Source organism: Actinoplanes sp. CA-030573 (assembly GCF_050951115.1).
In the GTDB taxonomy this organism is placed as follows: Bacteria; Actinomycetota; Actinomycetes; order Mycobacteriales; family Micromonosporaceae; genus Actinoplanes.
The window spans coordinates 1244997-1270082 of sequence record NZ_CP192038.1; the positions used below are offsets into that span (position 1 = coordinate 1244997).

Here is a 25086-nt window from a genome sequence, read left to right on the forward strand (position 1 = left end):
CCGGGAATCGCTGCTCGCATCGTCGCGGTCACGACCCGGCGCGAATGCTGTCGAAGACCGACGCCCGCAGCCGGTCGATCTCTTCGTAGCTCTGCGCCGTCGTGCGCAGCCGGACCGCCGTGTCCTGCAGCGAGCCGGCCGCCGACGCGATGCCGGAGACGAGGACGTCCTGCAGCGACGCGAGCATGGCGGGAACCATCACGCACAATTTCCCGTACGCGTCGACGCCCGGCCGGACCTCGCTCCCCGCCTCCGCCGCCGTGGTCACCTGATCGCCGATGCCCGCGACCGTGGTCGCGTGCGTCAGCAGGTCGGGATGCCGCACCGACACCTGCTCAAACATTGCGCTCACCAGCCGGCCTCGCGGTGTAGGAGGCGATGACGGCCCGCCCCGTCTCCGAGTCGGCCCCCACCGTCCCGGCCGTCACCTCGGTGACCGCCGCGGTCAGCGTGGCCCGAGCCTGCCCGAGGGTCGCCAGGATCGCCCGCGCCGTCTCCTGCGCGGGACGCTGCCGTATGCGCTCGTCGAGCGTGAGGCCGGTCAGGTCGCCCGAGGCGCCCACGGTGACGGTGACCAGCCGGTCGGCGCTGCGGGCGGTCGCGGACAGCCGGGACAGCCGCGCCGACAGCTCCCGCGCCTGCGCCGCGCGCGTCTCGATGCCGGCCTGCCAGTCGTCGATCATGCGCTCCGCCGCGTCGAGATCTCCAGCGTCGAACATTGATCAACCTCCATCTTGCGGCCTCGGCCTCACGGTAGACCCGGTTGCCAACTGCCGCTGATGGCTGTGGATAACCGCGAGGGGTGAGCCGTCCGCTCAGTGGCCGCTCGGTCGGCCGCGCAGCGGGCCGCCTGGTTGGCCGCTCGGTGGCCGCGCAGCGGGCCGCCGGGTTGGCCGCGCAATGGGCCGCCTGGAGGGCCGCCGGGTTGGCCGCGCGCAGCGGGCCGCCTGGATCGCCGCTCGGTCGGCCGCACAGCGGGCCGCCCAGTTTGCCGCCGAGACACAACCCACCCACGTCACGTGGGTGGGTTGTGTCTGGCGTTGGCCGTGGACGATGTCGCCGTGTGCTGGCCCGCTGTGGATGGCCGCCGCGGCCTGCGCCCCGCGACCTGCATGCGTGATCGGCCGAGGTGATCGACCCGAGGTGATCGCCCGTGTGGCCGGTCGAGGTGATCGGCGCGAGGTGATCGGGCCCGGTGTGATCGGCCCGGGTAACCCGCCCAATCCACGTCACGTGGGGTGGGCCGGTCGGGGTGGAACGTGACGCGAGCGCGGTTACGTACCCACCCACCGTGAACGTGGGTGGGCCGCTAAAAAGCGCCCTGTGGATAACGGCAGAAATGTCGGCGGCCCGCGCTACGGTGCCCGGGTGAATGCGAACCAGCCGGTCAGCCCGGCCGCCGAGGCGGCGCGTGTCATCGACGCGGTGCTTCGTGACCTGCGCGTCGGCGACCATCGCGGCGTGGTGGTCGACTCGCCGCCGGGCGCCGGGAAGTCGACGCTGGTGGTGCGGGCGGCCGGCGAGCTCGCGGCCACCGGCACGCCGCTGATGATCGTCGCGCAGACCAACGAGCAGGTCGACGATCTCATCGAGCGGCTGGGTGCGCGGTCGCCGCGGGTGAGTGTGGGGCGGCTTTCGGCGGTCGACTACGAGGCCTCCGAGCGGGTACGGGATCATCCCGCCTGCCGGGTCGGCGCCAAGGTGGCCGATCTCGGGTCGCCGGCCGTCACGATCGGCACGGCGGCCAAGTGGGCGACCGTCACCGAGGGCACCTGGCCGTGGGCGATCGTCGACGAGGCGTACCAGATGCGCTCCGACGCCCTGTTGCGCGTGGCGCCACGGTTCGAGCGGGCGCTGTTCGTGGGTGATCCGGGGCAGCTCGACCCGTTCTCGACCGTCGACGTCGACCGGTGGACGGGGCTGTCGTGGGACCCGATGCAGAGCGCCGTCGCGGTGCTGCTGCGGCACAACCTGGAGCTGCCGGTGCATCGCCTGCCGGTCTCGTGGCGGCTGCCGCATTCGGCCGCCTCCGTGGTGGCCGAGGCGTTCTACCCGTTCACCGGCTTCCGGTCGGGCACCGGGCCGGGCGATCGCAAGCTGCGGTTCGGCGCGGCGGCGACCGGGCCGCTCGACGAGGTGCTGGACGTGGCGGCGGCGACCGGGTGGGGTCTTCACCAACTTCCGGAGCGGTTCACCGTCCGTACGGACGCCGAGGCCGCGGCCGCCTGCGCGGCGCTGGCCGGGCGTGCGCTGTCGCGGGATGCGGTCGCCACGTCCGAGCAGGACGAACGGCCTTTGACGCCGGCCCGGGTCGCGATCGGGGCCGCGCACCGCGACCAGGCCGCGGCGATCCGCGCGCTGCTGCCGCCGGAGGCGGCCGGGGTCACGGTCGACACGGCGAACCGGCTGCAGGGCCGCGAGTACGACCTGACCATCGTGCTGCATCCGCTGTCGGGGCGGCGTGACGCGACCGCATTCCATCTGGAGTCGGGACGACTGTGCGTGCTCACCTCGCGGCACCGGCACGCTTGCGTGGTGGTGGCCCGGGCCGGCATCGCCGAGCTGCTCGACGCGCACCCGTCGACCGAGCCGGTGCACCTCAACGTGCCGGTCAAGTTCCCGGACGGCTGGGAGGCGAATCAGGCAATACTCGCACATTTATATCGATGACTGTCGCGGATCCGACACAACTCGCTACCGTGAGTGAATGGCGATATTCACGACGGCGGGCTCGTTGCGGGAGGACGTCTACCGTCCCATCCTGCGCCCGCGCCGGGGTGAGCTGGCGGCCCTGAGTCACCTGGCGCCCGGGGACGCGGCGCGGGTCATGCCGATCCTCGAGGTCGAGCCGGGGCCGGGCGTGCTCTCGCTGATCAGGGAGCTGCCGCCGCGGACCGGGGCGATCGGGATCGACTTCGGGGGCCTGCCCGAACCGCGGGACCCGCTGTCGCGGCCGGCGCTGGATCTCGCCGAGGCGCTGGCCGATCTGGGCGTGACGATGTTGCCGGTGCTCCGGGCGTACGAGAGCAATCGTCGCCTGGCCGCCCACGGGCTTGCGGCCCGGATGCACCTGCGTCGCGCGGTGTTGCGGCTCCAGCCGCATGTCGACGCCGGGAACGCGGCGGAGGCGAACGAGGTGACCGGCCGGATGTTGCGCGGCGCGGGGCTGGAGGTCGAGGAGGTCGACCTGCTGATCGACCTGGCCGAGACCGCCTGCGTCGCGCACGCGGACGCGGTCGAGGAGCAGTGCCGCCGGGTGCTGCGCTGGGCGCGCGGGCTGCCGTGGCGTTCGGTGAGCGTGGCGTCGGGTGCGATGCCGGCCAATCTCGACGACCTGCCCACCGATCGGGCGGTGACGGTGGGGCGGCTGGACGCGCGGGTGTGGGCGCGGCTGGGTGAGCCGGGCGTCGGGTACGCGGACTACGGCGTGACCTCGCCGGTGCGGCGGTACGGGGTGCAGCGCCACCGGCAGTTGCCGACGTTGCGATACACCGCCGGGAACGATTGGTGGATCTATCGGTGGGCGCGCCGGGGCGGACGGAGTGACGACCGCTGCCACGATCTTTGCCGCACGCTCGTGGGTTCTCCGCACTGGCCGGCGACCGGGGCGCGCTACTCCTGGGGCGACGCCGAGATCGCGCGGCGGGCACGGACGGCCCGGGGCGGGGGAAGCTCGGCGAGCTGGATGTCGTGGAGCACTTCCCACCATATCGCCCATGTCCTGGAATCTCTGACGGGGCGATAAACTGTCGTACGCTTGTTCTAATGTTGCTGACAGCCGCATTGGCGTACGCCCGGCACGGGATCCCCGTCCTGCCGGTGCACACGCCTGACCCGAGCGGCGGCTGTTCCTGCGACCGGGGAGTCCGATGCGACAGTCCTGGCAAGCACCCGCGACTGCGACACGGCCTGAACGAGGCGAGCACCGACCCGCGCCTGATCGAGCTCTGGTGGGGCCGGTGGCCGGAGGCGAATGTCGGGCTGCGCACGGGCATCGCGATGGATGTGGCCGACATCGACTCGGCCGAGGGCTGGCACGGTCTGACCCACCTGCTCGGTGGCGAGCTTCCGGCGGGACCCCGCGTCCGTACGGGCGGGGGCGGCTGGCACCTGTGGTTCGCGCCGCTGGGGTTCGGCAACCGGGTGCGGCTGCTCCCGGGGCTCGATTGGCGCGGGGTCGGCGGCTATGTGGTGGCCCCGCCCTCTCGGCACGCCCGCGGCGCCGACTATCGGTGGGTGCGCCGTCCGGATGACGGGCTGCCCGCCGGGCCGGCCCCGCTCCGCCACCTGATCGAGGGGCCGGTGGCGCCGGTCGCCCGCCGGTCGATCCGGCCGATCGTGCATCCGGACCGCTACGGGCGGGCCGCGCTGGCCGCCGAGGCCGACCGGGTGGCGACCGCTCCCGTCGGTAGCCGCAACGACACGCTCAACCGGGCCGCGTTCGCGCTGGGGCGGCTCGTCGGCGGCGGCTTGCTCGACGCTGGCGACGTCGTCCGCGAGCTCGAGGCGGCCGCGGGCAGCGCCGGTCTGGGCCGCGCCGAGGCTCGGCGGACGATCCGGTCGGGGCTCGGCGCGGGTCGACGGTCACCGATCGATCCCGAAGCGGGCCGACACGTGGCGTGATCATCCGTTTGCCCCAATGATGGGGGCATGACCGATCAACGCGGGCTGAAGCCGTACGACGTGGAAGTCACCGTGAAGGCCGGCCGGGACGAGGTGTGGGAGGCCGTGACCCAGACGGCTGTGCTGCGTCAGTGGTTCGGGTGGGACTACGACGGGCTCGACGCCGAGATCCGGCAGATCTTCGTGGACGAGGCGACGTTGTGGGCGCCGGAGCACATGGGCTGGGCCGACGGGTCGTCGCTGGAGGTGTCCGGCGGGGACGAGGAGGCCCGGGTGCGCGTGTCCCGGGAGGGCGGCGGCCCGGGCGGGCCGGAGCGGTACGACGCGATCGAGGAGGGGTGGCGGGCGTTTCTGATCCAGCTGCGGTACCTGCTGGAGGCGCGGCCGGCCGGGCGGCGGCGGACGCTCTACCTGACCGGCGAGACGACCGGGCGGCAGGCGCTGACGCTGGCCGACGGCGGGTGGGAACGGTTCGGGCCGCGGGTGGCGTGGACGGTCGACGCCGAGGACGCGCTGGTGGTGGTGTCCGGGCGGCTGCCGCTCGACCGGCACGAGGCGGCGCGGATGGAGGTGACGGTGTCCACGTTCGGCCTGGACGACGCGGCCTTCGAGGCGCGGCGGGAGGAGTGGACCAAGAGGTGGGCGCCGCTGGCCGCCGATGCGGTGATCACGACGGCCGCGGACCCGTCGCCGGACAACTGACGGAGGCGCGGTGATCTGCCGGCCGATCACCGGACAACTGACGGACGCGCGGTGATCTGCCGGCGAATCACCGGGTAGCGGCTGCGCGCTCGGTCCTCTCCCTCACCCAGCAGCGACCGGCAGGCGCGCGGTCACGCGTCGTGCCGCTGAGCTGGGCGCCAGAGCGCGGCGATTGGTGGCGGGTGGCAGCGCGCCGGGCTTGACATGGCTGGCCGCGGCGCGGGGCTGGAAGAACGTCGTTGATCGCGGCGGGCGGGCAGTGCGCGGGACCAGGAAGCGCGGCGGGCGTGCTTGGCCTTGGGTGCGGCGGCGGCCTGGGCCTGAGGCGCGGCGGGCGGGCTGGGCCTTGGGTGCGGCGGGCGGCAGGGCGTCGAAGCCCGGCTGGCTGTGCTGGGCGGTTGGGCGTGGGCTTGGCGGGCCTGCGGTGGCTGTGCGCGACCCTTGTCCGAGGACACCGCTTCTCACTATTTGGTGTGGCGATCTCTTGCGCGGAGTGGCTTGTGGACGGTGGTCCGAATGCCGTTTTGGTGCGGTGCGGGGATCGGCGGGGAAACGGGCCTATGCGGCAAATCATGCTTCGACGGATAACGATGTGGGCTTCTGACGGATATCTGACAGTGGGGAAGTTCGAGGGGTGGCAGCGGATTCGACGGCGGTCTCCGCAGGTCGGCCCGGACGTCTGGCCACTGTGGAGCATTGGACGGCGCTCCGGGCGTACGGGCGCTGGGGGTTGGGGGCTTTGTGGGTTATGTCGGTGCTGGTGGCGAGCCTTCCATGGTCACGGTGAGTTGATGTTTGCATGGTGGTCACCGTGTCGAAATATGTCAGTGATTCACTGTAGAAGGCGGTCGAATAGCGAAGCCGACATGCAACTTGCACGTGCGGTTCGCCGTGCAAGTTGCATGTTTCGAACGGGTTCGACCTGCTGCTCCGTCGTCGTGGCTCAGATTTGATCGTCGCGCGGGATTTCATTCATGAGCGTTTCTGCGATGTGGGAAGAGACCACTTCCAGTCGATCACCGGAAGTGGAACTCTTCTAAGCCAGCAGTAACGCCCGCGACACGGACGGTGGTGGTAACGAATGCGCCCAGACGTTCTGGTCGGTCCGAGCGAGTGGGTGGTCGAACAGTTCGGCGACAAGGTTGCCGGCGAACTGTGGACCCGGGTTCCGGAGGCGTTGAGCACCGCGATCGACCGCGAGGTCAACGCTCACCCCGCTATGACGCAGACGCAGGAACGAGTACTCGCGAATCCGCGATGGCCGCTTCCGTACGAGGAGCTCGTGCTCTTCCTCGGCACGCTCCCCGGCGCCGAGATCATCAGTGTTCCCAAGTCCGTCTACCAGCTCGTGGTGATCCACGGACACGTCGTCGTGCCCTGGTGCTACGGCCAGTCGGCGCAGACGTCGATGCGTGACGTCGAGGTCGGGCGCTCGTTCGGCCGGCTCGCCCGGGAGTTGCTGCGGCGATTCGGTCCGCCGTGGCGCCGGTCGCAGGCCGAGGCGCCGTTGCCGCTGGACGCCGTCGACGAGCGCGAGGTCGCCAAGATCTGCGCGGCCATCGCGAAGATCGAGCCGAAGCCCGAGGTGGTGATCGCCGGGTTCGCCGGTGCGCCGAACCTCGGCCTGCTGCGGGCGTGCCTCGGCGAGGTCAAGTCGACCGACAACGGTCACCTCAACTGGAGCCACATCGATGATCTCCCCCTTCCCCCGCCCGTGATTCCCCGCCCTCGTCGCATGCGTTTCCCCTGATCCATCAGCCCGGGTGCGGGTGATGTGAGGACAGCGAAAACGCCGCACGTGGGCGCTTCGACAGCGAGGCGCCTCGTGCGGCACAGCTGTGTCCGGGGTCGTTGAGGATGGGGCTCTTCGCGGCGCAGGGGCGCGGGCGCGGAGCGGGGCGGGCGAGGAGCGGGGCAGGCGAGGAGCGGGGCGGGCGAGGAGCGAGGGGCCCGGCGACGGCGGGGCGACGGTGACCAGAACGCCGCGTCCGCCTTACGGGTCGTTTATCGGCGTGATCGCTGGGAACGTCCCTCGCATGGACCGAGGAAACAAGCACGGGGCCCGCATCGACGACCGGATGAGCGACGAGGTCCGCGGGGAGGTTCAGGGCGTCCCCGGCGGCCGGGCCGAGGAATGGCACATGGCCGAGCCGGCCGGGGAGGATCAACCCCAGCCGACCGAGCGCCTCGACGTCGACGAGAACGAGGAGTTCAGCCGGCTCGGGCGGTACATCGGCCTGTCCGCCCTGCCCGGCGACCGGGACAAGCTGCGCCGCAGCGCCCAGGACCTGCTGGCTCCCGACGACATCCTGGCCGACCTCGACCGGCTGCCGGCCGGCACCGAGTTCCGGACCGTCGTGGAGATCTGGCAGGCGCTGGGTCGCTGAGGAAGCAGGAAGCAGGAGGCAGGAAGCAGGAAGTAGGAAGTAGGAAGCAGGAAGCGCAGCCCGGCGAGTTCCGCACGTGCCGCCTACGATCACGCGGTGGACTCGTTCGTGGTGACCGGCGGCGGTCGCGGAATCGGCCGGGCCATCGTCGAGCGCCTGGCCGGCGGCGGGAACGTCGTGGCCGTCGTCGAGCTCGATCCCGGCGCGCTGGACTGGATCGCCGATCATCCGGCGGCCGGGCGGTTGCTGCCGGTCGTCGGGAGCGCTTCCGACGAAGCGGTCGCCGAGCGGGCCGCCGCCGAGGCCGCGGCGCGAGCGCCCTTGATCGGTTGGGTCAACAATGCGGCGGTCTTCCGGGACGCTTGGCTGCACGAGACGGCGGCCCGGGACATGCTCGGGCTGATCGGGCTGAATCTCGACCCGGTTGTGGTGGGGTGCGCGGCGGCGATCCGGCACTTCCGGTCCGCCGGGCGGGGCTCCATCGTCAATGTCTCGTCGCACCAGGCACAGCGGGCGGTGCGCGGCGCCTTCGCCTACGCGACGGCGAAAGCGGCGGTCGAAGGCGTCACTCGCGCGCTTGCCGTCGATTACGGTCCTTCGGGCGTACGGGTGAATGCCGTTGCCTTGGGTTCCATAGCGACCGACCGGTCGGATGCCCATCTCGGCGGGCTGCCCGGCGACGAGCGGGAGCGGTTCGACCGGGAGATCCGGCTGCTGCAGCCGCTGGGCCGGATGGGCCGCCCGTCCGAGGTGGCCGACGTCGTGGCATTCCTCCTGTCCGAGCAGGCGGCCTTCGTGAACGGCGCGATCATCCCGGTCGACGGGGGTCGCTCGGCGGTCGGCCGGGACCCGGAAGAAGCCTGAAATTGGCAGACCAGAGGCTATGGCGCCGGTAGTCGTAGGCCTATAGTCGTGTGCATGGAAGGCGAGCCGATGCGCCTGCTTGGCGCTCATGAGATTCGCGAGCTGCTGGGGGTGTGCCGGCAGCGGGTCTATCAGCTGGCGTCGCGGGCGGATTTCCCGAAGCCGGTCGCGGTGCTGGCTCAGGGCAAGATCTGGCTGAGGGACGACGTCGAGGAGTGGATGGCCCGGCAGCCCCCGCGCGTGGCCCAGGGGACGCGCCGACAGCCCTTCGATGAGGCGATCCGCGAGCTGAGCTCCGATTGTCTGCGGGTCGCGGCGGGGCGGTAGGACGCGCGCTTACTGCCCGGGCAGTAGGTAGGCGGTGGAGAACGGCTCGTGCCGGGCTCTCATGTCGGCGTACGCGGCCAGCAGCATCGGGGCCGTGATGACGGCCGTGGCGACGGTGAAGGCGGCGCTGATCAGCTGGGCGATGATCAGGGCGGGGGTGGCGCCCGCGCCCGAGGTGGTGGCGTTGTCCAGGGCTCCGGTGAAGACGGACTCGAGGATCGTCAGCCCGATGGTGATCCCGAACATCGTCAGGATGCGGCCGAGGGCGGCGCCGAAGCTGGCGTGGAACAGCTGGAACGCGCGGCTCACGGCGTTGCCGCGTTCCAGCAGGACCACCACCGGCAGGATGGTCAGCACGATGCCTATGTAGATGCCGGGCAGGATGCACGCGATCGCCCCGAGCAGGGTCAGCAGGCCGCCCAGCAGGCCCCAGCCGACCAGGGCGGGCAGGCGGCGCAGGCCGTCGAGCAGCGCGGCGCCGATGGCGACCGGGCGGCCGGTCGCGGTCTGGACCAGAACGCGGTGGGTGGCGAGGGTGACGACCACGCTGAGCAGGACGTAGACGAGGGCGAGCGGGAGGATCACGGCCAGCGCGTCGACCACCGGCGACCAGTCGATGTCCTGGAAGTTCTCGGCCGGTGTGGTGTCGAGCGACGTCGTGAACCGGTCGCCGAAGGCCACGTTGACGACGACGGTGCCGACCAGGAGCGGGACCACGGTGATCAGCTGGAGCAGGGCGACCGGCCGCCAGGCCTGGCCGACCAGGCGGAAGCTGCGCGACCACCAGCCGCCGAAGTCGGCGCTGACCAGGGGGTCGGAGGGGCCGGCGTAGTACTCGGCCGGCAGGTGGCCGCCGGGGTAGGGCGGCAGGCCGTATCCGGGAGGAGGTCCGTAGCCCGGCGGGGGACCGTAGGCCGGCGGCGGACCGTAGGCCGGCGGCGGACCGTAGGCCGGCGGCGGCGTGCCGAAGGGCGACTGGCCGTAGCCGGGCGGAATGTATCCGGGCGCCGGAGTCTGGCCGGGCGGCGGACCATAAGGCGAACCATAAGGCGGGCCATAGGGCGGAGCCTGAGGCGGAAGCCCGGACGGGCTCGACGTCGACAACGGATCGGGCGAGCCGAACGGGTCGGAGTTGATGAGCGGGTCCGAGGTCGCGTACGGGTCCGAAGCCGGCGGGAGCGCCCCGAACGGGTCGGCCGCGGGCGGGGACGGTGGCGGCGTGCCGGGGGACGGCTTCTCGTCGTCCGGGCGCTCGGGTGTGTTCTCGGTCAACGTCGTCCCGCTCTCGTGCCGGATCAGCGGCGTCACTGTATCGGGTGCCCGGGTCTCGGGTGCTCAGTATGTCGGTGCCTCGCCAGGGTGTGGACGACGCCGTGCGGACGAGACCGGGCCGCCTAGAATGCGGAGGATGTCCGAGCAGGTCGAGTCGCCCACGACGATCCGGGATCGGGCCGTCGCGGTCGCCGACTATCTGCTCGCCGTGCGGGCCCAGATGGAGCGGCCCGCGCGCACGGTCCCGGCCGATGCCTACTGGCTCGACACGTTGCCCGATCACCCCGCCTGCCGGACCGGGCCCGCCGCCGACGGCACCTCGTGGCTGCGGGTGGGCCTGCCCGATCTTCCACCGCCGGTCGCGGTGCCGGCCGCCCTGCGCCGTCGCCTGCGGGGTGACATCACCTCCGTCACCGAGCCGACGCGCGCGAGCGAGGAAGAGGAGAGCGGCGCGGTCGATGCGGGGGACGAGTTCGAGAGCTGGCGCGACGCGGTCTGGCGTCCGTGGGCCCATGCCACCGGGGAAGCGGAGAAGACCCGCGTACTGCATCGGCAGCTCTTCGACCTCATGCACCAGCTCGACATGACGGCCACAACCACCGAGCTGGTCTGGGGCCACGGCATCCTCGACACCGTCGTCAACGGGGAACGGGTGCGATATCCGCTGGTCGCGACCCCGGTGCTGATCGAGTACGAGCCGGACGCGTCGATGATCACGGTCTCGCCGGCCGGGCCGAGCCGGCTTCAGACCGATGCTCTCGCCGGCCTCGACGAGCGTTATCTGAGTCAGCTTCTCGGGCTCGCGGGCCCGGCCGGCACGCTCGAGATCGACCTCTGGAACGACCTCGAGCGCCGCGAGCTCTTCGAGCGCGCGATGGGCCGGCTCGGCTACGACCGCCTGGTCACCGACGGCCGCCGGGAGACGACGCGGCCGCACATCGAGGATGTCGGCGTTCTCTTCGCGCGGCCCAAGCAGCGGCTGCTCCGCGGCTTCCTGGAAAACCTGCGCGACCGGCTGCTGAGCGGCGACACCACGAGCACCGGCGCGCTGGCCGCGATCGTCGCGCACGAGCCGTCCAAGCTGCGCATGCCCGACGACCGGCCCGAGGCCTGGCAGAAGGTCGGCGAGCGCCTGCTCATGCCGCTGCCCACCAACGAGGCGCAGGAGTCGATCGCGCGGCGGCTCGCGCAGCATCGCAACGTCGCCGTGCAGGGGCCGCCGGGCACCGGCAAGACGCACACCATCCGCAACCTGATCTGTCATCTCATGGCCAACGGCAAGCGGGTGCTGGTCGTCGCCCAGAAGGAGGATCCCCTCCGGGTGCTGCGCGACGGCCTGCCCGAGGGCATCCGGGCGCTGTGTCTGGCCGTCCTCGGCCGTACCACCGATCAGCTCGTGCAGCTTCAGCTCGCCGCCCGGGAGCTCGCCGACCGCGCCGCCACGCTCGACCAGGAGGCCGAGGCCCGGCGGGTCGCGCGGCTCACCGGCCTGCTCGAGGACGCGGAGCGGGAACTGGCGGCGGCGCTCGGCGGCCTGCGCGCGATCGCCGAGAACGAGGCGGTCACCTACCCGATCGACGGCGTGCCGCAGACCCCGGTCGAGGTGGGCGCCTGGCTGCGGGAACGGGCGGCGACGCAGGCCGGCATCCCCGATCCGGTGAGCGCCGCGCCGCCGCTGACCGGCGACGAGTTCGCCGCGCTGCTCCAGCTGGCGAACGGGCTGAGCGCGCCCGACCGGGCGGCCGCGTTGCGCAGCCTGCCGGAGACCGAGGACCTGCCCGACGCGGCCGAGGCCGCGCAACTCCGGGACCGGATCGACGAGCTGCAGGAGCGGGTGGACCGGGCCGCGGCCCAGGGCCTCGATCTCGCGGCCGTACGCGCGGCCGATGTCGCGGCCGTTCGCCACGATCTCCGCGATGCCCGCTCGTGGCTGCGCCGCCGCGAGGGCGCGTGGACCGATCGGCTCGGCCGGCTGCTCAACGATCCGCACTGGCGCGCCGTCTGGGGCGACCACGTCACCGCCACCGAGGCGCTGCTGGCCGAGCTGGCCGCATTGACCCGTCAGCTCGCGGGTCATCGGGTGACGGTGCCGGAGGCGTACGCGCGAGAGCCGAAACGCCTGCTCGCCCAGCTCGCCGAGATCCGGCAGCGGTTCGCCGCCGGCCGCTCGCTGAGCCGGCTGCTGCAGGCCGGGCTGTACAAGCTGGCCGAGGACGTGCGGGTGGACGACGAGCCGCTGCGCACGACCGAGGACGTCGACGTGGTGACGGCCTGGGTGCGTCGGGCGCAGGCCCGCAACCGGCTCGGCGGCCACTGGGTGGAGTGGATCGAGCGGCTGGCGATTCCGGCGCAGGCGGGCGATCCGGAGCTGTGGGCGGGCGCGTTGCTGTCCGAGGCGGGGCAGTCTCTCGATTGGGACGTACGCCATTGGCCCGCGCTGGCCGAGCGGCTGGCTCACCTCGTACCGCAGCATGATCTTGACCTTGATCCGGCGGCGCTGGCCGGGGTGGAGGCGCTGCTCGACGAGGCGCCGGCCGTGTCCGAGCTGGACACGCTGGTCGAGCGGGAGCGCGCGATCCGGGAGAGGCTGGCGCCGTGGCCGCGCCTGCTGGCGGCGTGGTCGACGCTGGACGGCTGGGACGACGCGGTGGCCGAGGTCCGTCGTCTGGTCGCGCTGCGTGCCGATGTGCAGAGGTACGTCGCCCTCCGTGACCGCCTCGCCGAGGACACTCCGGAATGGGCCGCCATGATCGAGGGCGGCGAGGTGCCGGCGGTCTCCGGCCCGGCGTGCCTGGACGCGTGGGCCTGGCGACGCGCGCAGACCTGGTTCGACGAGGTGATCGGCAGCGTCGACCCGGCGGTGCTGGCGAAACGGGTCGAGAACGCCCGCGAGAAGATCCGCCGACGGACCGCCGACCTGGTGGTGGCCCGCGCCTGGCTCGAGGTCGCCCGCAGCCTCGACGACCGGCGCAAGGCCGCGCTGGCCGACTGGACCACGGCCCTCCGCAAGATCGGCAAGGGCACCGGGCGCACGGCCGCGGCCTGGCAGGCGCACGCCCAGCGGCACATGGAGTCGGCGGTCGAGGCGGTCCCGGTCTGGGTCATGTCGGTCGACCGGGCGATCGAGCAGTTCGCCGGCGGCGCCCGGTTCGACGTGGTGATCGTGGACGAGGCGTCCCAGGCCGACCTCTTCGCGCTGCCGGTGCTGTCGCTGGCCGAGCGGGCCGTGGTGGTCGGCGACGACCAGCAGATCGGGCCCCAGCTGGGCTTCGTCGGCTCGGTGGCCGGGCTGATCCACAGTCACCTCGGCGACGTGCCGTCGGCCGAGCACTTCGACCCGGAGTCATCGCTCTACGACCACGCGGTGCGACGGTCGCCGGAGCGGATCCTGCTCACCGAGCACTTCCGCTGCGTGCCGCAGATCATCGAGTTCTCGTCCCGGCACTACTACGACGGCAAGATCATGCCGTTGCGGGCGGACCGGCCCTCGCTCGCGCCGATCCGCACGGTCTTCCTCGGCGACGGGGTACGGCAGCCGCTGGCCGGCTTCGGCGACGTCAACACGGCCGAGGCCGAGGCGCTGGTCCGGCAGGTCGGCGCGATCGTGAAGGACCCGGCCTACGACGGCAAGACGCTCGGCGTGATCTCGCTGCTCAGCACCAGCGGGCAGGCCGGCTACCTGCTGCAGCTGCTGCGTGACGAGATCGGTGAGGACGAGATCCAGGCGCGGCGGCTGCGGGTCGGCGACGCGTACACGTTCCAGGGCGACGAGCGGGACGTGGTGCTGGTCTCGATGGTGGTGTCGGACAACGATCCCCGGGTGGCGGCCTTCACCAAACGCGAGTACCACCGGCGGATCAACGTCGCGGCGTCGCGAGCCCGCGATCAACTGTGGATCTTCCATTCCGTACGCGCCGGGTCGTTGCTCGCCGACGATGCGCGGGGGCTGCTCCTGGCGTACGCGAACAATGTCGTTGATCTCGAAAGCCCGGCCGACCTGGCGTTGTGCGAGAGCGACTTCGAGCGCGACGTGTTCAAGCGGCTCACCGCGCGCGGCTTCCGGCCGATACCGCAGTTCCGGATCGGCGCCTACCGCATCGATTTCGTGCTCAACGCTCCGGACGGCCGGCGGCTGGCGATCGAGTGTGACGGCGACGCCTACCACGGCCCGGAGCAGTGGGAGAGCGACATGCGCCGGCAGGCCGTCCTGGAACGGGTCGGCAACTGCGTCTTCGTCCGCATCCGGGGCAGCATCTTCGCCCGCGAGCCCGAGGTCGCGATGTGGCCGGTGTGGCAGCGCATCGAGGAGCTGGAGATCACGCCGACGCCGCGCCGGACCGTGCTCGAGCTCGCCCAGTGGCAGGGGTCGGGCTCGCGCACCGCCCGTCGCCTGGTCGCCGGCGCGGCGGAGCTGGGCGCGCTGGTGCCGGGGGACAAGCGGGTACGCGCGCCGCTCTCCGACGAGCCGCCGTCGCTCGACGTGCTGGCCCGCAACCTCGCGGTGGCGCGCACGGCGATGGCCGACCGGCCGGACGTGATCGTCGGCGGCGACTGCGGCATCGAGGTCGCCCCGATCGAGGCGGCGCTGGCCGCACACGGCGATGGCCTGGTCGTCGTCTGGTTCGACGCACACGGTGACCTGAACACGCCGTCGTCGTCACCGTCGGGCGCCTTCCACGGCATGGTCCTGCGCACCCTGCTCGGCTCCGGTCATCCGGAGATGGCGCCGGCTCGGCCGCTGAAACCGGCGCAGGTCATCCTGGCCGGCGTGCGGGCGCTCGACCCGGCCGAGAAGGAGTACGTCGAGGAGGCCGGCATCGTGCGCGTCGAGCCGGCCGCGCTGGCGTCGCTGGCGAGCGCCGTCCCGGCCTCGGCCACCGCGCTCTACATCCACATCGACCTGGACGTGCTCGACCCGCAGTCGTTCGCGGCGGTGGGCGCGCCCGAGCCGGAGGGCGTCACGCCCGAGCAGCTGATCGCCGCGGTGCGAGCATTGCGGGACCGCTTCCCGGTGGCGGGTCTCGGCATCACCGAGTACGAGCCGGACCGTCCCGAGGACCGAGCGGTGCTGGCCCGCCTCGTGCCGGCGCTGCTCGACTAACTCGCCCGGGAGGGCGGCCTATTTGGCCAGCGGGCCGGTCAGCTGGCCGGTCGCGTCGTAGGCGATGCAGGTGGCGACCCGGTCGTCCGGCCACGTCGCCTCGCTCGGGTACAGGTAATAGAAGTCGAGGTTTCCGTTCTTCGCCAGGTACGGCGCCAGCCGGTCGTCGCACGCCACCTCGGCCTCCCGGGAGACGGCCGTCCGGCCCGGCCACGGCCGGTCGCGCAGGTCGAAGACGGCGTAGACCTCGCCGTCGTGCGGCGCCCGGCACGGCACCCGCGAGCGCATGCCCTCGATGTCGTTCATGCACTGGCCGACGAGGTACTCGGTGCCGGCCGTCGGCGCCGGCGCCGCGGGGGCGGCGGTGGCCTCCTCGCTGCGGCCCTGGCGGACGCCGGCGACGAGCCCGACGACCACGAGGGCCACGATGACCAGCAGCCAGAAGCCGGAGAGCGCGAGGCCGGCGATCGCCAGCGAACGGCCGCGCTGGCGGGTCCGTCGGATCTGTACCAGGGCGGCGATGCCGAAGCCGATGCTGAAGAGCAGGCCGCCGATGACGCCGAAGACGAGCGAGGCGATCGCGAACCCGTTGAAGCCGGGGTCGAGGGGCGGCGGGAAGGCGGCAGGCGGCGGGAAGGCGGCAGGCGGCGGGAAGCCCGCGTGCGGCGGCGGGAAGGCAGCGGGCGGGGCGTGAGGCGCGGTGTGGGCCGGGGCGTAGGGCGCTGCGACGGTGTCGGGCATGGAGTAACCCGGTGGCGGCGGAGCATAGGCGGGCGGCGGGAAAGCGCCCGGCGGCGCGTACGCGGGAGCCGCCGGGGCTGCCACGCGGTCGGGAGGCGGGTTTTCCGTCACCGGCGGAACCTATAGCGGCCCGATCTCCTTCGCAGACCCGCGCCGGTATCGGTTCGGCATACTGCGGATCATGGATGTTCGCCGGGCCGGGCGCCTCACCGAGCGGGAGATCGCCGACGCCGCGGAGCTGCTCCGCCGTCTGGTCGCCGGCGGCGCGGCCCTGGGCTGGGTCGACCCGCCCGAGCCGGCCGAGGTCCGCAGTCTGCTCACGACGGTGGCCGCCGACGCCGACTCGGTGCTGGTGGTGGCGGGCGAGGACGGCCGGCTGCACGGGCTCGGCTACTGGCGGCGATACGACCGGCCGACCCACCGGCCGCACGCCGACGTCGAGAAGGTGGCCGTCGACGCCGGCCACCAGGGCCGCGGCCTGGGTCGCCGGATCATGGCCGAGCTGATCGCGGCGGCCCGGGACGCCGGCGTCGAGGTGCTCACCCTCGACCAGCGCGGCGACAACACCCGGGCCGCCGCGCTCTACGAGTCGCTCGGCTTCCGCCTCTACGGCCGTCTCGAGAACTTCGTCGCCGTCGGCGACCGCCGCTGGGACAAGCTCTTCTACGCGTTACGGCTCGCGGGTCCGCTCGATCCGGGCCTTGATCCGTAGGTGGTGGGCGAGCAGCGTGACGAGGGCCGGGCCGTCGATCAGCTCGAGCGGGCGGCCGGCCAGCGCCTCGTACGCCTCGGCCTCGATCCCGCCGAGCGACACCAGGATCCCCTTGGTCGCCCCCGCCGCCGTCACCGCGCCGGCCAGGGCGTGCACCGCGGCCGAGCCGGCCGGGACGCCGCGGGTCGCGTAGACCACCACCGTGCCGCCGAAGATCGGCCGCGGGTCGGTGGCGAGCCAGCGGGAGCCGCCGGCGACCCGATCGGCCGCGCCCATCTCCAGGCCCATCACCCCGAAGAGGTCGGCCAGCTGCCGTTCCCAGGCCGCGTCGGTCATCGCCACCAGGTTCGGCCGCTCGTCGATGTCGGCGAGCACGTTGAACTCCTCGGTGAAGTCCCGGTCGGCGTCCCGCTCGAAGTCGATCTTCGGCATGACCGCGGCCAGCTCGTCCGGCGCCGGCGACAGCGCGCCCTGCAGGTGCTTGACGCACGCGACCGGGTCGACCCGGCGCAGCTTGATCGCGGCGAACGTCTCCCGGTCGGTCCGCACCGAGACCAGGCACGGCCGCACGAACCGGCCGGTCCGGCGGTCGATGGTGTCCACGATGCCGTTGAACGACACCTGCCGGACCAGCCCGCCGCGGTCGGCCTCGATGATCTCGTGGATGGTCCGCAGCGTGACCCGGGCGATGATCTCGACGTACCGGTGCCGGATCTCACCCTCGTCGCGCGGCACCGCCGTGAGGTCACCGCGGGCCCGGTCGTAGCGGTACTCCTTGACGACCGGGATGACCTCGATCGGCGGCAGGTGGTACTCGACCAGCAGGTGCTTCTGCTTCGGCAGGTAGGCCAGCCGGAAGTGCTGCGGAAAATCGTCGGGGTAGACCGAGTTGCCGAGCACCATCGCGAAGTACTCGACGACCGAGGCGGGGTCGGCGCCGGCCACCGCGGCGGCGAACCGATCCACTTCGGCGTTGTACGCGGTCATCTTCGCCTCGTACTTGCGACGGCTCTCGTCGTACGCCCGCTTGCGCGCCCGCAGCTGCTGCTTGCGCCGCTCCTCGGCCTCCGCCCACCGCGCCCGCGCCTGCTCGTACGCCCGCCGGGCCTGCGCCGTCTGCTGCTGGTAGACGCCGCTGCCCAGCAGCTTGCCCACCCCCCGCGGCTGCGGCGGCAGATAGCTGTCCCAGTTCGGCTCGGGCAGCGGCCGACCGAGCGGGCCCGGGTCGAACGGCGGCACCGCCAGGGGTTTCTTGAACTGGTCGAGGTCGATGTGGTCGTCCACGTCCAGGGTGGAGAGCAGCAGCGCGTCCAGATCGCTGATCCGGGCGCGGATCTCGGCGTTGGCCGCCGCCGCGTCGGCCGTGCGCGCCTCGGTGTAGAGACGCTGGCTGTCGCGCTGCCGCTGCGCGTCGGTCGCCGCCTGCTGGGCGGCGGCGATCGCGAAGTCGGCGTTGCGCCGGATCAGATCGCGCTGCTGTGCGGCGGCCGTGTTCGCCCGCTGGTCGGCAGCCACCTGCGTGGCGCGCGCCCGCTGCATGTCCCGAATGATGCCCATGCCTCAGTCCTCGCTCCGCGTATGTCCGATCGCCACCATATCGACCGTTTCTGGATCTAGTTACGCGGCGCGTCGTCAGCGGAGCTTTCCGTGCATGGTCAACCCCGCGAGCGGGTAGGAATCGCGGAAGGTTCCACAATCAGCACTGGCAGTAACTGTCCGTCATGTTCTCGACCGTAGTAGGGCCGGGGAACTACGCAGCGCAGTGGTCATCCGATCGGTTGATTCCCTACTCTGATCAGGGGAGTACCTGCAGATGAGGGGTTTGCCGAGTGGATCGGCAAAACATTGACGCGGCCGAGACCTGTTATCTCGTGCCCGTGACGGGTGGTAATAGGTCCGGGGGATTTGGGGCATGGGGCAGGGGGGAGGTGGCCGGCGCATGGCTGCACCGGACGAGCGGCGATCAATGCCGCCCATCCTCCCTGAACCGCGCGTGCCGTTGGACGACCTTTCCGGGCCTGCGTGGTTTAACTACACCGCCTCCGGCGACCAGATCGTCTGGTCGGCGGCCCTTCGTGCCATGTTGGGCCACCCGCCCGCCCAGGACGAGGTGAGCCGCAAGGTCCTCGCACGCTACGTGCACCGCGACGATCATGCCAAGGCCCTCGGCGCTATCACCCAGGCGTGGACGGCCCGGGTGCCGGTCCGGGTCACCGTGCGGCTGATGCGTGCCGACGGCGGCTGGTTCGACGTGGACTGCCGGATCGAGCCGGTCAAGAGCCCGGACGGCACGGTCCGCGGCATCCGCGGCACGGTGACCGACGTCTCGGCCCGCGAGCGCGCCCGCCGCGAGATGGCCCGGCTGGCCCGGCGCGGCGAGACCGTGCAGGCCTCGCTGGTCGACCCCGACCCGGCGACCGGCCTGCTCACCCGGGCCCGGTTCGCCGACGAGATCGACCGGGCGCAGCGGCGCGGCGGCGGCGCGATTTTGATCATCCGGGTCCAGCCGGCCCGCGAGGACGCGGCCGGCACCCGCCCCGAGCTCTCCGCCGACCTGCTGCACCGGGCGGCCCGGGTGCTCGAGGGCGTCGTGCAGGAGGGCGCGCTGCTCGGCCGGGTCGGCACCAGCGAGATCGGCCTGCTGCTCGGCGGCACGTCCTGGCCGACCGCCCGCCGCGAGGCCGAGCTGCTGGTGCAGGCGTTGCGCTCGCAGACCTTCGTGCTGCCCGACACCTGGCTGCGGGCGCAGGCGTGGGGCGGGCTCGTGCGGTTCACGCCCGACGCGGAGGCCGGCAGCCACGAGGTCCTGATCGATGCCGAGCACGCCTGGCGGGAGTCCCGCGACGCCGACCGGCCGGTCACCTTCGTCGCCCATCCCGTTCCGGTACGCGACCGGCAGGGCTCCTACCGCAGCCGGGTCGCCGACGCGCTCGGCACCGACCGGTTCACGCTCTACGCCCAGCCCATCCTCGAGCTGCAGACCAACGCCGTCACCCGGCACGAGCTGCTGCTGCGGGTGCTCGACGAGTCGGACGGCCCGCAGTCGCCGACCCAGGTGCTGGACATCGCCGAGCGGCTGGACGCCGTCTACGACATCGACTTGTGGGTGGTCGAGCGGGCCATGCAGCTCGCGGCCGGCCAGCCCGGCATGTGCCTGCAGATCAACCTGTCCGGCCGCTCGGTCGGCGACCCGCGGCTCACCGAGGAGGTCGAGCGGCTGATCGAGCGGTACGACGTCGACCCGGCCCAGCTCACCTTCGAGATCACCGAGACCGCGCTGATCGGCAACCTGAGCGAGGCCCGCCGCTTCGCCGACCGGGTCCGCGACCTCGGCTGCGAGCTGGCCCTGGACGACTTCGGCTCCGGGTACGCCTCGTTCCGCTATCTGCGGATCTTCCCGATCGACCTCGTCAAGATCGACGGGGAGTACGTGGTGGACCTCGTCGCCAACCCCCAGGACCAGGTGCTGGTGCGAGCGCTGGTGCAGGTCTGCCAGGCGTACGGGATCCACACCGTCGCCGAGTTCGTGCAGGACGAGCCCACCCTGCGGCTGCTGCGCGAGCTGGGCGTCGACTACGTCCAGGGCTACCTCATCGGCCGGCCCGCACCCCTGCTGCCGGGACGGTTGCCCAGCCCCTGACCTGGGTAACGGTCACGGTATGGAGCACTTCACGATCGCCACCGTCGCGGAGAAGAGCCCGGACTTCCGCCGCGTTCTCTGGACGGGTAAGCACACCCAGCTCGTGGTCATGACGATCCCGCCGGGCGGCGAGATCGGCGAGGAGGTCCACGAGGTCGACCAGATCCTGACCTTCGTGAGCGGCGTCGGCAAGGCCACGGTCTCCGGCCAGACCCGCAACGTGGTCCAGGGCGACCTGGTCGTCGTACCGGCCGGGCACAAGCACAACTTCGTCAACGCCGGACCGAACCCGCTGGTCCTCTACACCGTCTACGGCCCGCCGGAGCACGCCGACGGCGCGGTGCACAAGACGAAGGAGGAGGCCGACCGCCTCGAGGAGCAGGGCAAGGACGAGCCGCCGAACAAGTGAGCGTGACATGCCGCCGGGACCGGCCGAGGCCCCCCAGCCAGCCGGTCCCGGCGTCACGCCGGGGCAGAAACCCCGGGCGGGACACTACTCGCGTGGCGCAAGCGCATCGATCGGCGTGTTCGTTCAGCGGCCGTCCCGTTGCCCCAATGAGATGCTTCCGTCGGTGAACCTTTAACCTTCCATCATGGACGAGCCCCGCTGGTTGACCGAGGAGCAACAGCTGGCCTGGCGTCGATTCGTCGAGGTTCTGGTCAAGGTCCCGGCGGCGCTCGAGGCCCAACTGCAGCGCGACTCCGGCCTGACCCACATGGGCTACATCGTGCTGCTCGCCCTCTCCGAGCGGCCGGACCGCCGGCTGGCCATGAGCCGGCTGGCCAAGCAGGTCTCCGCCTCGCTCTCCCGGCTGTCGCACGTCGTGGCCCGGCTCGAGGCCCAGGGCTGGGTGCGCCGCGAGCGCGACCCCGAGGACGGCCGGGTGCAGATCGCGATGCTGACCGACGCGGGCTGGAACAAGCTGGTCTCCTCCGCGCCCGGCCACGTCGAGGCCGTCCAGCAGCTGATCTTCGATCGGCTCACCCCGGCCCAGGTGCGGCAGATGGGCAAACTCGCCGACGCTCTGCTGGAAAGTCCGGTCGAGGTGCGCCCCAGCGCCGAATAGGCTGGCCTCGGTGACCCAACTCACGGAGGTGCTGGGCGGATGAGTCAGCGGGTGCGGGGCGTGATCGCCCGGGCCAAGGGCGCGCCGGTCGAGGTGACGACGATCGTCGTGCCCGATCCGGGGCCGGGTGAGGCCGTCGTCGGGATCCAGGCGTGCGGGGTGTGCCACACCGACCTGCACTATCGCGAGGGCGGCATCAACGACGACTTCCCGTTCCTGCTCGGGCACGAGGCCGCCGGCGTCGTCGAGTCGGTCGGCGCCGGCGTCACCGACGTCGCGCCGGGCGACTTCGTGGTGCTCAACTGGCGCGCCGTGTGCGGGAACTGCCGGGCCTGCCGGCGGGGCAAGCCGTGGTACTGCTTCGCCACCCACAACGCGGCGCAGAAGATGACGCTCGAGGACGGCACCGAGCTGTCCCCGGCGCTCGGCATCGGCGCCTTCGTGGAGAAGACGCTGGTCGCGGCCGGTCAGTGCACCAAGGTCGACCCGTCCGCCCGGCCGGCCGCCGTCGGCCTGCTCGGCTGCGGCGTGATGGCCGGCATCGGCGCCGCGATCAACACCGGCGGCGTCACCCGGGGCGACTCGGTCGCGGTGATCGGCTGCGGCGGGGTCGGCGACGGCGCGGTGGCGGGCGCGGCGCTGGCCGGCGCGACGACCATCATCGCCGTCGACACCGACGACCAGAAGCTGGAGTGGGCGCGCGGCTTCGGGGCGACCCACACCGTCAACGCCCGCGAAACGGATGTCGTCGAGGCGGTTCGCGAGCTCACCGGCGGCAATGGCGCGGATCTCGTGATCGAGGCGGTCGGGCGCCCGGAGACGTACCGGCAGGGGTTCTATGCTCGTGATCTTGCGGGGACCCTGGTGCTGGTCGGTGTGCCGACCCCGGAGATGACGATCGAGCTGCCGCTGCTGGACGTCTTCGGGCGCGGGGGCGCGCTCAAGTCGAGCTGGTACGGCGACTGCCTGCCGACGCGGGACTTCCCGATGCTCACGGCTCTGTACCGTCAGGGCCGCCTCGACCTCGACGCGTTCGTCTCCGAGGAGATCGCGCTCGATCAGGTCGAGGAGGCCTTCGCCAAGATGCACACCGGTGGGGTGCTGCGCTCGGTCGTGATCTTCTAAGCGGCCTTGGCGTACGCCGGCACCGAACGGTCGGCGAGCAGATCCAGGGCGAGGGCGGCGGTCCAGCTGAACGCCGGCGCGCCGAGGCCCTCGCCGGTGATCGGCTCGAAGTACTCGAAGTGCCCGTTGCGATGCACCAGCCGCACCATGGCCGTGCGCAGGTCCTCGGCCTCGTCGCGGAAGCCCTGGGTCAGCAGGCCGCGGCGCAGCAGCCAGTTCATGTTGATCCAGATCGGGCCGCGCCAGTACCGCAGGGTGTCGAAGTCGGGTGCCGTGCGGTCGTAGCTCGGCGCCGGCCGCTCGCCCAGGCCGAAGCGCTCGGAGCGGGCCGCCGCCATGATCGCCTGGACGTGGCCGGCGGGCAGGTCGGGCAGCATGAGCGGCAACAGGCCGGCCACGGTGCGCGCGTCGGCGAGCTTGCCGGCCCGCAGGTCCCGGGCGTGGAACATGCCGGTCCGCGGGTTCCAGAGGCGCTTCACCATCGCGTGGGTGATCGACTCGGCCCGGTCGCGGTGCGCGGCGGCCTCCGCGGCCAGGCCCAGCTCGCCGGCGATCTGGGCGAGGGACAGCTCGGCCGTCGCCAGGATCGCGTTGAACGCCGGGCACTCGATCGCGAACGCGTGCCGGTCGAGCAGGCCGGTGTCGTCGTAGCGCTCGCCCCGGTAGCTCAGCACCAGACCCACGTACCGGGCGTAGTCGAGGTCGGTCGGCCGGTGCGCGGCGTCGACGCGGTCCAGGTCGCGCCGCCGGTGGACGGCGAGCAGCCCGAGGTCGGCGGGCACGTTGGCCATCGCCTCGTCCCAGGCCGGGCTGTTGTCCAGGCCCGACTCCCACGGGTGCACGATCGCGGCCAGCCCGCTCCCGCCCAGGTCGCGGCGCCCGGTGAGGTAGCGCTGCTGGGCGACCAGCCGCGGGTAGAGCCAGCCGAGCTCGGTGCGGGCCTGCAGCGCGCAGGCCGCGCCGTGCGCCGCCGCGTGCCGGTAGACGTCCCAGGCCGCGATCGCGTGCATGGGCGGCTGCACGAGGCCGGTGCTGCCCCGGGCCGGCCGGTCGCCGTAGGCCGGCACGTCCCAGAAGCCCGGGCCCGGGAAGTAGTCCTCCTCGGCCGTGGCCGGGTCGAAGACGATGTGCGGCACGCGGCCGTCCGGCCACTGCGCCTCGAACAGGCTCCGCAGGTCGCGCCAGGCCCGGATGGGGTTCACATAGGCCAGGCCGATGGCGATGAACGCGGCGTCCCAGCTCCACTGATGGGGGTACAGCGCCCGGGACGGCACGGTGTGGTCGTCCTGCCAGTTGTTCTCCAGGACGCGAACGGCGGAGTTCCAGAGTTCGGCAGACATCTCGGTCGGATCCTTTTCCACTGCGCGCGCCGGCAAACGTCCCGCTGAAGAGAACCGGCACATGATGCACGGGCCACGGACGGCCGGTGCGACCTACCCGGTCTCGATGGCCCGCCAGAGGTCGCTGCGCTGCCCGGTCAGATAGGGCGAGTCACGCTTTTTCGCCACGATATGCGCGAGTCCCTGGGCCCGTGCCGTTTCCAGCGCGAAGCGGCCGCCGCCCGGGAAGTAGGGCGGCGTCTGCCAGTGCTCGCCCTCGATCGCCAGGCCTTCCAGCAGCTCCCGGCGTTGCGCGTAGCCGATGTTGCCGGTCGTCGCGTGCCCCTCGAGCCACAGCAGGTCATAGGCGAGGAACTGGACCGGGGTGCGCTCGGCCGCCCGTCTCGCCGCCGCGGCGTCCTTCGGCGCCCGGCGGCGTTCCAGCAGCCGGGCGTCGGGTCGCTGTCCGTCGAACGCGACGATCTCGCCGTCGAGCACGGCCTCGATCGGCGCCAGGGCCGGTCCGAGCGCCCGGATCTCCGGGAACCACGAGGTCAGATCCTCGCCGCCGGCTCCCTGCAGGCGCACTCTTCCCCCGCTCACGTACGCGATGACGCGGCGGCCGGACCAACCCATCTCGTACGCCCATTGGTCGTCGTTCTTCGGGATCCGCGCCGCCTTCTCCGGCTCCATCGGCCGCAGCTCGTCCGGCATCGGCTCCCAGCCCGGCTCCGGCGGGTCCATCCGGCGGACCATCCAGTCGGTGCCCGAGGTCTGGAAGAAGATGTAGCGGCCGGTCGCGCGCTCGCCGTGGAAGGTCACCTCGATCTCGTCGTCCCGCCACTTGAGCGTGTCGTAGGTGCCGGTGTCGAAGATCTTCATGGTGCCGCCGCCGTACTCGCCGGCCGGGATCTCGCCCGCGAAGGTCAGGTACTCCAGCGGGTGGTCCTCGGTGTGCTTGGCCAGGTTGTTGCGGGTGCGGTCGCGGGGGAGCCCGCGCGGGACGGCGAAGCTGACCAGCACCCCGTTCCGTTCCAGGCGCACGTCCCAGTGCAGGGCGCGGGCGTGGTGCTGCTGGATGACGAAGCGGTTCTGCCCGGTCTCGCCGGGATGGCTCGCGGGAACCGGCTCCGGGGTCTTCGACTCATCCCGTTTGCGCCGGTATTCGCCGAGGCGGTCGGTCATCCGCTCATCTTGCCCGCCCGG

At 72.2% G+C, this 25086-nt stretch carries 21 protein-coding genes; 14 read left to right on the plus strand and 7 right to left on the minus strand.

Going from position 1 to position 25086, the window contains the following annotated elements:
• Window positions 1-28: 28 nt before the first annotated feature.
• Together ACQP2F_RS05735 and ACQP2F_RS05740 are read right to left on the minus strand one after the other, a co-directional pair.
• A complete protein-coding gene (locus tag ACQP2F_RS05735) occupies window positions 29-343 on the minus strand; it encodes a type VII secretion target (protein WP_433301312.1) in 315 nt (104 codons plus the stop codon).
• Window positions 336-719 carry a YbaB/EbfC family nucleoid-associated protein gene (locus ACQP2F_RS05740; protein ID WP_433301314.1) on the minus strand — a complete coding sequence of 128 codons (384 nt, stop codon included), beginning with the start codon at window positions 717-719 and terminating at the stop codon, window positions 336-338. Before ACQP2F_RS05740 ends, ACQP2F_RS05735 begins: the two co-directional genes overlap by 8 nt.
• 649 nt (window positions 720-1368) lie before the next feature.
• Between ACQP2F_RS05740 and ACQP2F_RS05745 the strand changes: the two genes are divergently transcribed.
• The 8 genes from ACQP2F_RS05745 (at window position 1369) to ACQP2F_RS05780 (ending at window position 8903) form a co-directional block, all read left to right on the plus strand.
• Window positions 1369-2670, plus strand: coding sequence for an AAA family ATPase (locus tag ACQP2F_RS05745; RefSeq protein WP_433301316.1), 1302 nt, complete (start codon window positions 1369-1371; stop codon window positions 2668-2670).
• A gap of 37 nt (window positions 2671-2707) precedes the next feature.
• Entirely contained in the window at window positions 2708-3745 is a 1038-nt protein-coding gene (locus ACQP2F_RS05750; protein ID WP_433301318.1) for a beta family protein, read from the plus strand.
• 20 nt (window positions 3746-3765) lie between these two features.
• Entirely contained in the window at window positions 3766-4623 is an 858-nt protein-coding gene (locus ACQP2F_RS05755; RefSeq protein WP_433301319.1) for a bifunctional DNA primase/polymerase, read from the plus strand.
• 27 nt (window positions 4624-4650) lie between these two features.
• Window positions 4651-5325, plus strand: a complete 675-nt coding sequence (locus ACQP2F_RS05760; protein ID WP_433301321.1) for an activator of HSP90 ATPase — start codon at window positions 4651-4653, stop codon at window positions 5323-5325.
• Window positions 5326-6406: 1081 nt separating this feature from the next.
• Window positions 6407-7075: a hypothetical protein gene (locus ACQP2F_RS05765; protein WP_433301322.1), complete on the plus strand. Its 669-nt coding sequence runs from the start codon at window positions 6407-6409 to the stop codon at window positions 7073-7075.
• A 286-nt stretch (window positions 7076-7361) separates the two neighbouring features.
• The gene (locus ACQP2F_RS05770) at window positions 7362-7712 is read left to right on the plus strand and encodes a DUF2795 domain-containing protein (protein ID WP_433301324.1); all 351 of its coding nucleotides are present in this window, start codon (window positions 7362-7364) and stop codon (window positions 7710-7712) included.
• A gap of 96 nt (window positions 7713-7808) precedes the next feature.
• Window positions 7809-8576: an SDR family NAD(P)-dependent oxidoreductase gene (locus ACQP2F_RS05775; RefSeq protein WP_433301326.1), complete on the plus strand. Its 768-nt coding sequence runs from the start codon at window positions 7809-7811 to the stop codon at window positions 8574-8576.
• Window positions 8577-8630: 54 nt separating this feature from the next.
• Window positions 8631-8903, plus strand: coding sequence for a helix-turn-helix transcriptional regulator (locus tag ACQP2F_RS05780; protein WP_433301328.1), 273 nt, complete (start codon window positions 8631-8633; stop codon window positions 8901-8903).
• 9 nt (window positions 8904-8912) lie between these two features.
• Here the strand turns inward: ACQP2F_RS05780 and ACQP2F_RS05785 are convergent, their stop codons facing one another.
• Window positions 8913-10211: a hypothetical protein gene (locus ACQP2F_RS05785; protein ID WP_433301330.1), complete on the minus strand. Its 1299-nt coding sequence runs from the start codon at window positions 10209-10211 to the stop codon at window positions 8913-8915.
• Between the two features lie 100 nt (window positions 10212-10311).
• On the opposite strand from ACQP2F_RS05785, the gene ACQP2F_RS05790 reads away from it, so the two are divergent.
• Window positions 10312-15276 carry an arginase family protein gene (locus tag ACQP2F_RS05790; RefSeq protein WP_433301332.1) on the plus strand — a complete coding sequence of 1655 codons (4965 nt, stop codon included), beginning with the start codon at window positions 10312-10314 and terminating at the stop codon, window positions 15274-15276.
• A gap of 18 nt (window positions 15277-15294) precedes the next feature.
• On the opposite strand, the gene ACQP2F_RS05795 is transcribed toward ACQP2F_RS05790, so the two are convergent.
• Window positions 15295-16017 carry a DUF4190 domain-containing protein gene (locus tag ACQP2F_RS05795; RefSeq protein WP_433301333.1) on the minus strand — a complete coding sequence of 241 codons (723 nt, stop codon included), beginning with the start codon at window positions 16015-16017 and terminating at the stop codon, window positions 15295-15297.
• Window positions 16018-16198: 181 nt separating this feature from the next.
• Between ACQP2F_RS05795 and ACQP2F_RS05800 the strand changes: the two genes are divergently transcribed.
• Window positions 16199-16729 (plus strand): N-acetyltransferase family protein, encoded by a 531-nt coding sequence (locus ACQP2F_RS05800; protein ID WP_433301335.1) that lies wholly within the window; start codon window positions 16199-16201, stop codon window positions 16727-16729.
• Here the strand turns inward: ACQP2F_RS05800 and ACQP2F_RS05805 are convergent.
• The gene (locus ACQP2F_RS05805; RefSeq protein WP_433301337.1) at window positions 16688-18286 is read right to left on the minus strand and encodes a restriction endonuclease; all 1599 of its coding nucleotides are present in this window, start codon (window positions 18284-18286) and stop codon (window positions 16688-16690) included. The two genes, ACQP2F_RS05800 and ACQP2F_RS05805, sit on opposite strands and share 42 nt — an antisense overlap.
• A 436-nt stretch (window positions 18287-18722) precedes the next feature.
• On the opposite strand from ACQP2F_RS05805, the gene ACQP2F_RS05810 reads away from it, so the two are divergent.
• From ACQP2F_RS05810 to ACQP2F_RS05825, 4 genes are all read left to right on the plus strand, one after another.
• Window positions 18723-20369: an EAL domain-containing protein gene (locus ACQP2F_RS05810; RefSeq protein ID WP_433301338.1), complete on the plus strand. Its 1647-nt coding sequence runs from the start codon at window positions 18723-18725 to the stop codon at window positions 20367-20369.
• 19 nt (window positions 20370-20388) lie between these two features.
• Window positions 20389-20778: a cupin domain-containing protein gene (locus ACQP2F_RS05815; protein WP_433301340.1), complete on the plus strand. Its 390-nt coding sequence runs from the start codon at window positions 20389-20391 to the stop codon at window positions 20776-20778.
• Window positions 20779-20962: 184 nt separating this feature from the next.
• The gene (locus ACQP2F_RS05820; RefSeq protein ID WP_433301342.1) at window positions 20963-21436 is read left to right on the plus strand and encodes a MarR family winged helix-turn-helix transcriptional regulator; all 474 of its coding nucleotides are present in this window, start codon (window positions 20963-20965) and stop codon (window positions 21434-21436) included.
• 39 nt (window positions 21437-21475) lie between these two features.
• Window positions 21476-22561: an S-(hydroxymethyl)mycothiol dehydrogenase gene (locus tag ACQP2F_RS05825; protein WP_433301344.1), complete on the plus strand. Its 1086-nt coding sequence runs from the start codon at window positions 21476-21478 to the stop codon at window positions 22559-22561.
• Here the strand turns inward: ACQP2F_RS05825 and ACQP2F_RS05830 are convergent.
• Window positions 22558-23901 (minus strand): MGH1-like glycoside hydrolase domain-containing protein, encoded by a 1344-nt coding sequence (locus ACQP2F_RS05830; RefSeq protein WP_433301346.1) that lies wholly within the window; start codon window positions 23899-23901, stop codon window positions 22558-22560. The two genes, ACQP2F_RS05825 and ACQP2F_RS05830, sit on opposite strands and share 4 nt — an antisense overlap.
• A 93-nt stretch (window positions 23902-23994) precedes the next feature.
• Window positions 23995-25065: a DNA polymerase ligase N-terminal domain-containing protein gene (locus ACQP2F_RS05835; protein WP_433301347.1), complete on the minus strand. Its 1071-nt coding sequence runs from the start codon at window positions 25063-25065 to the stop codon at window positions 23995-23997.
• Window positions 25066-25086 lie beyond the last annotated feature (21 nt).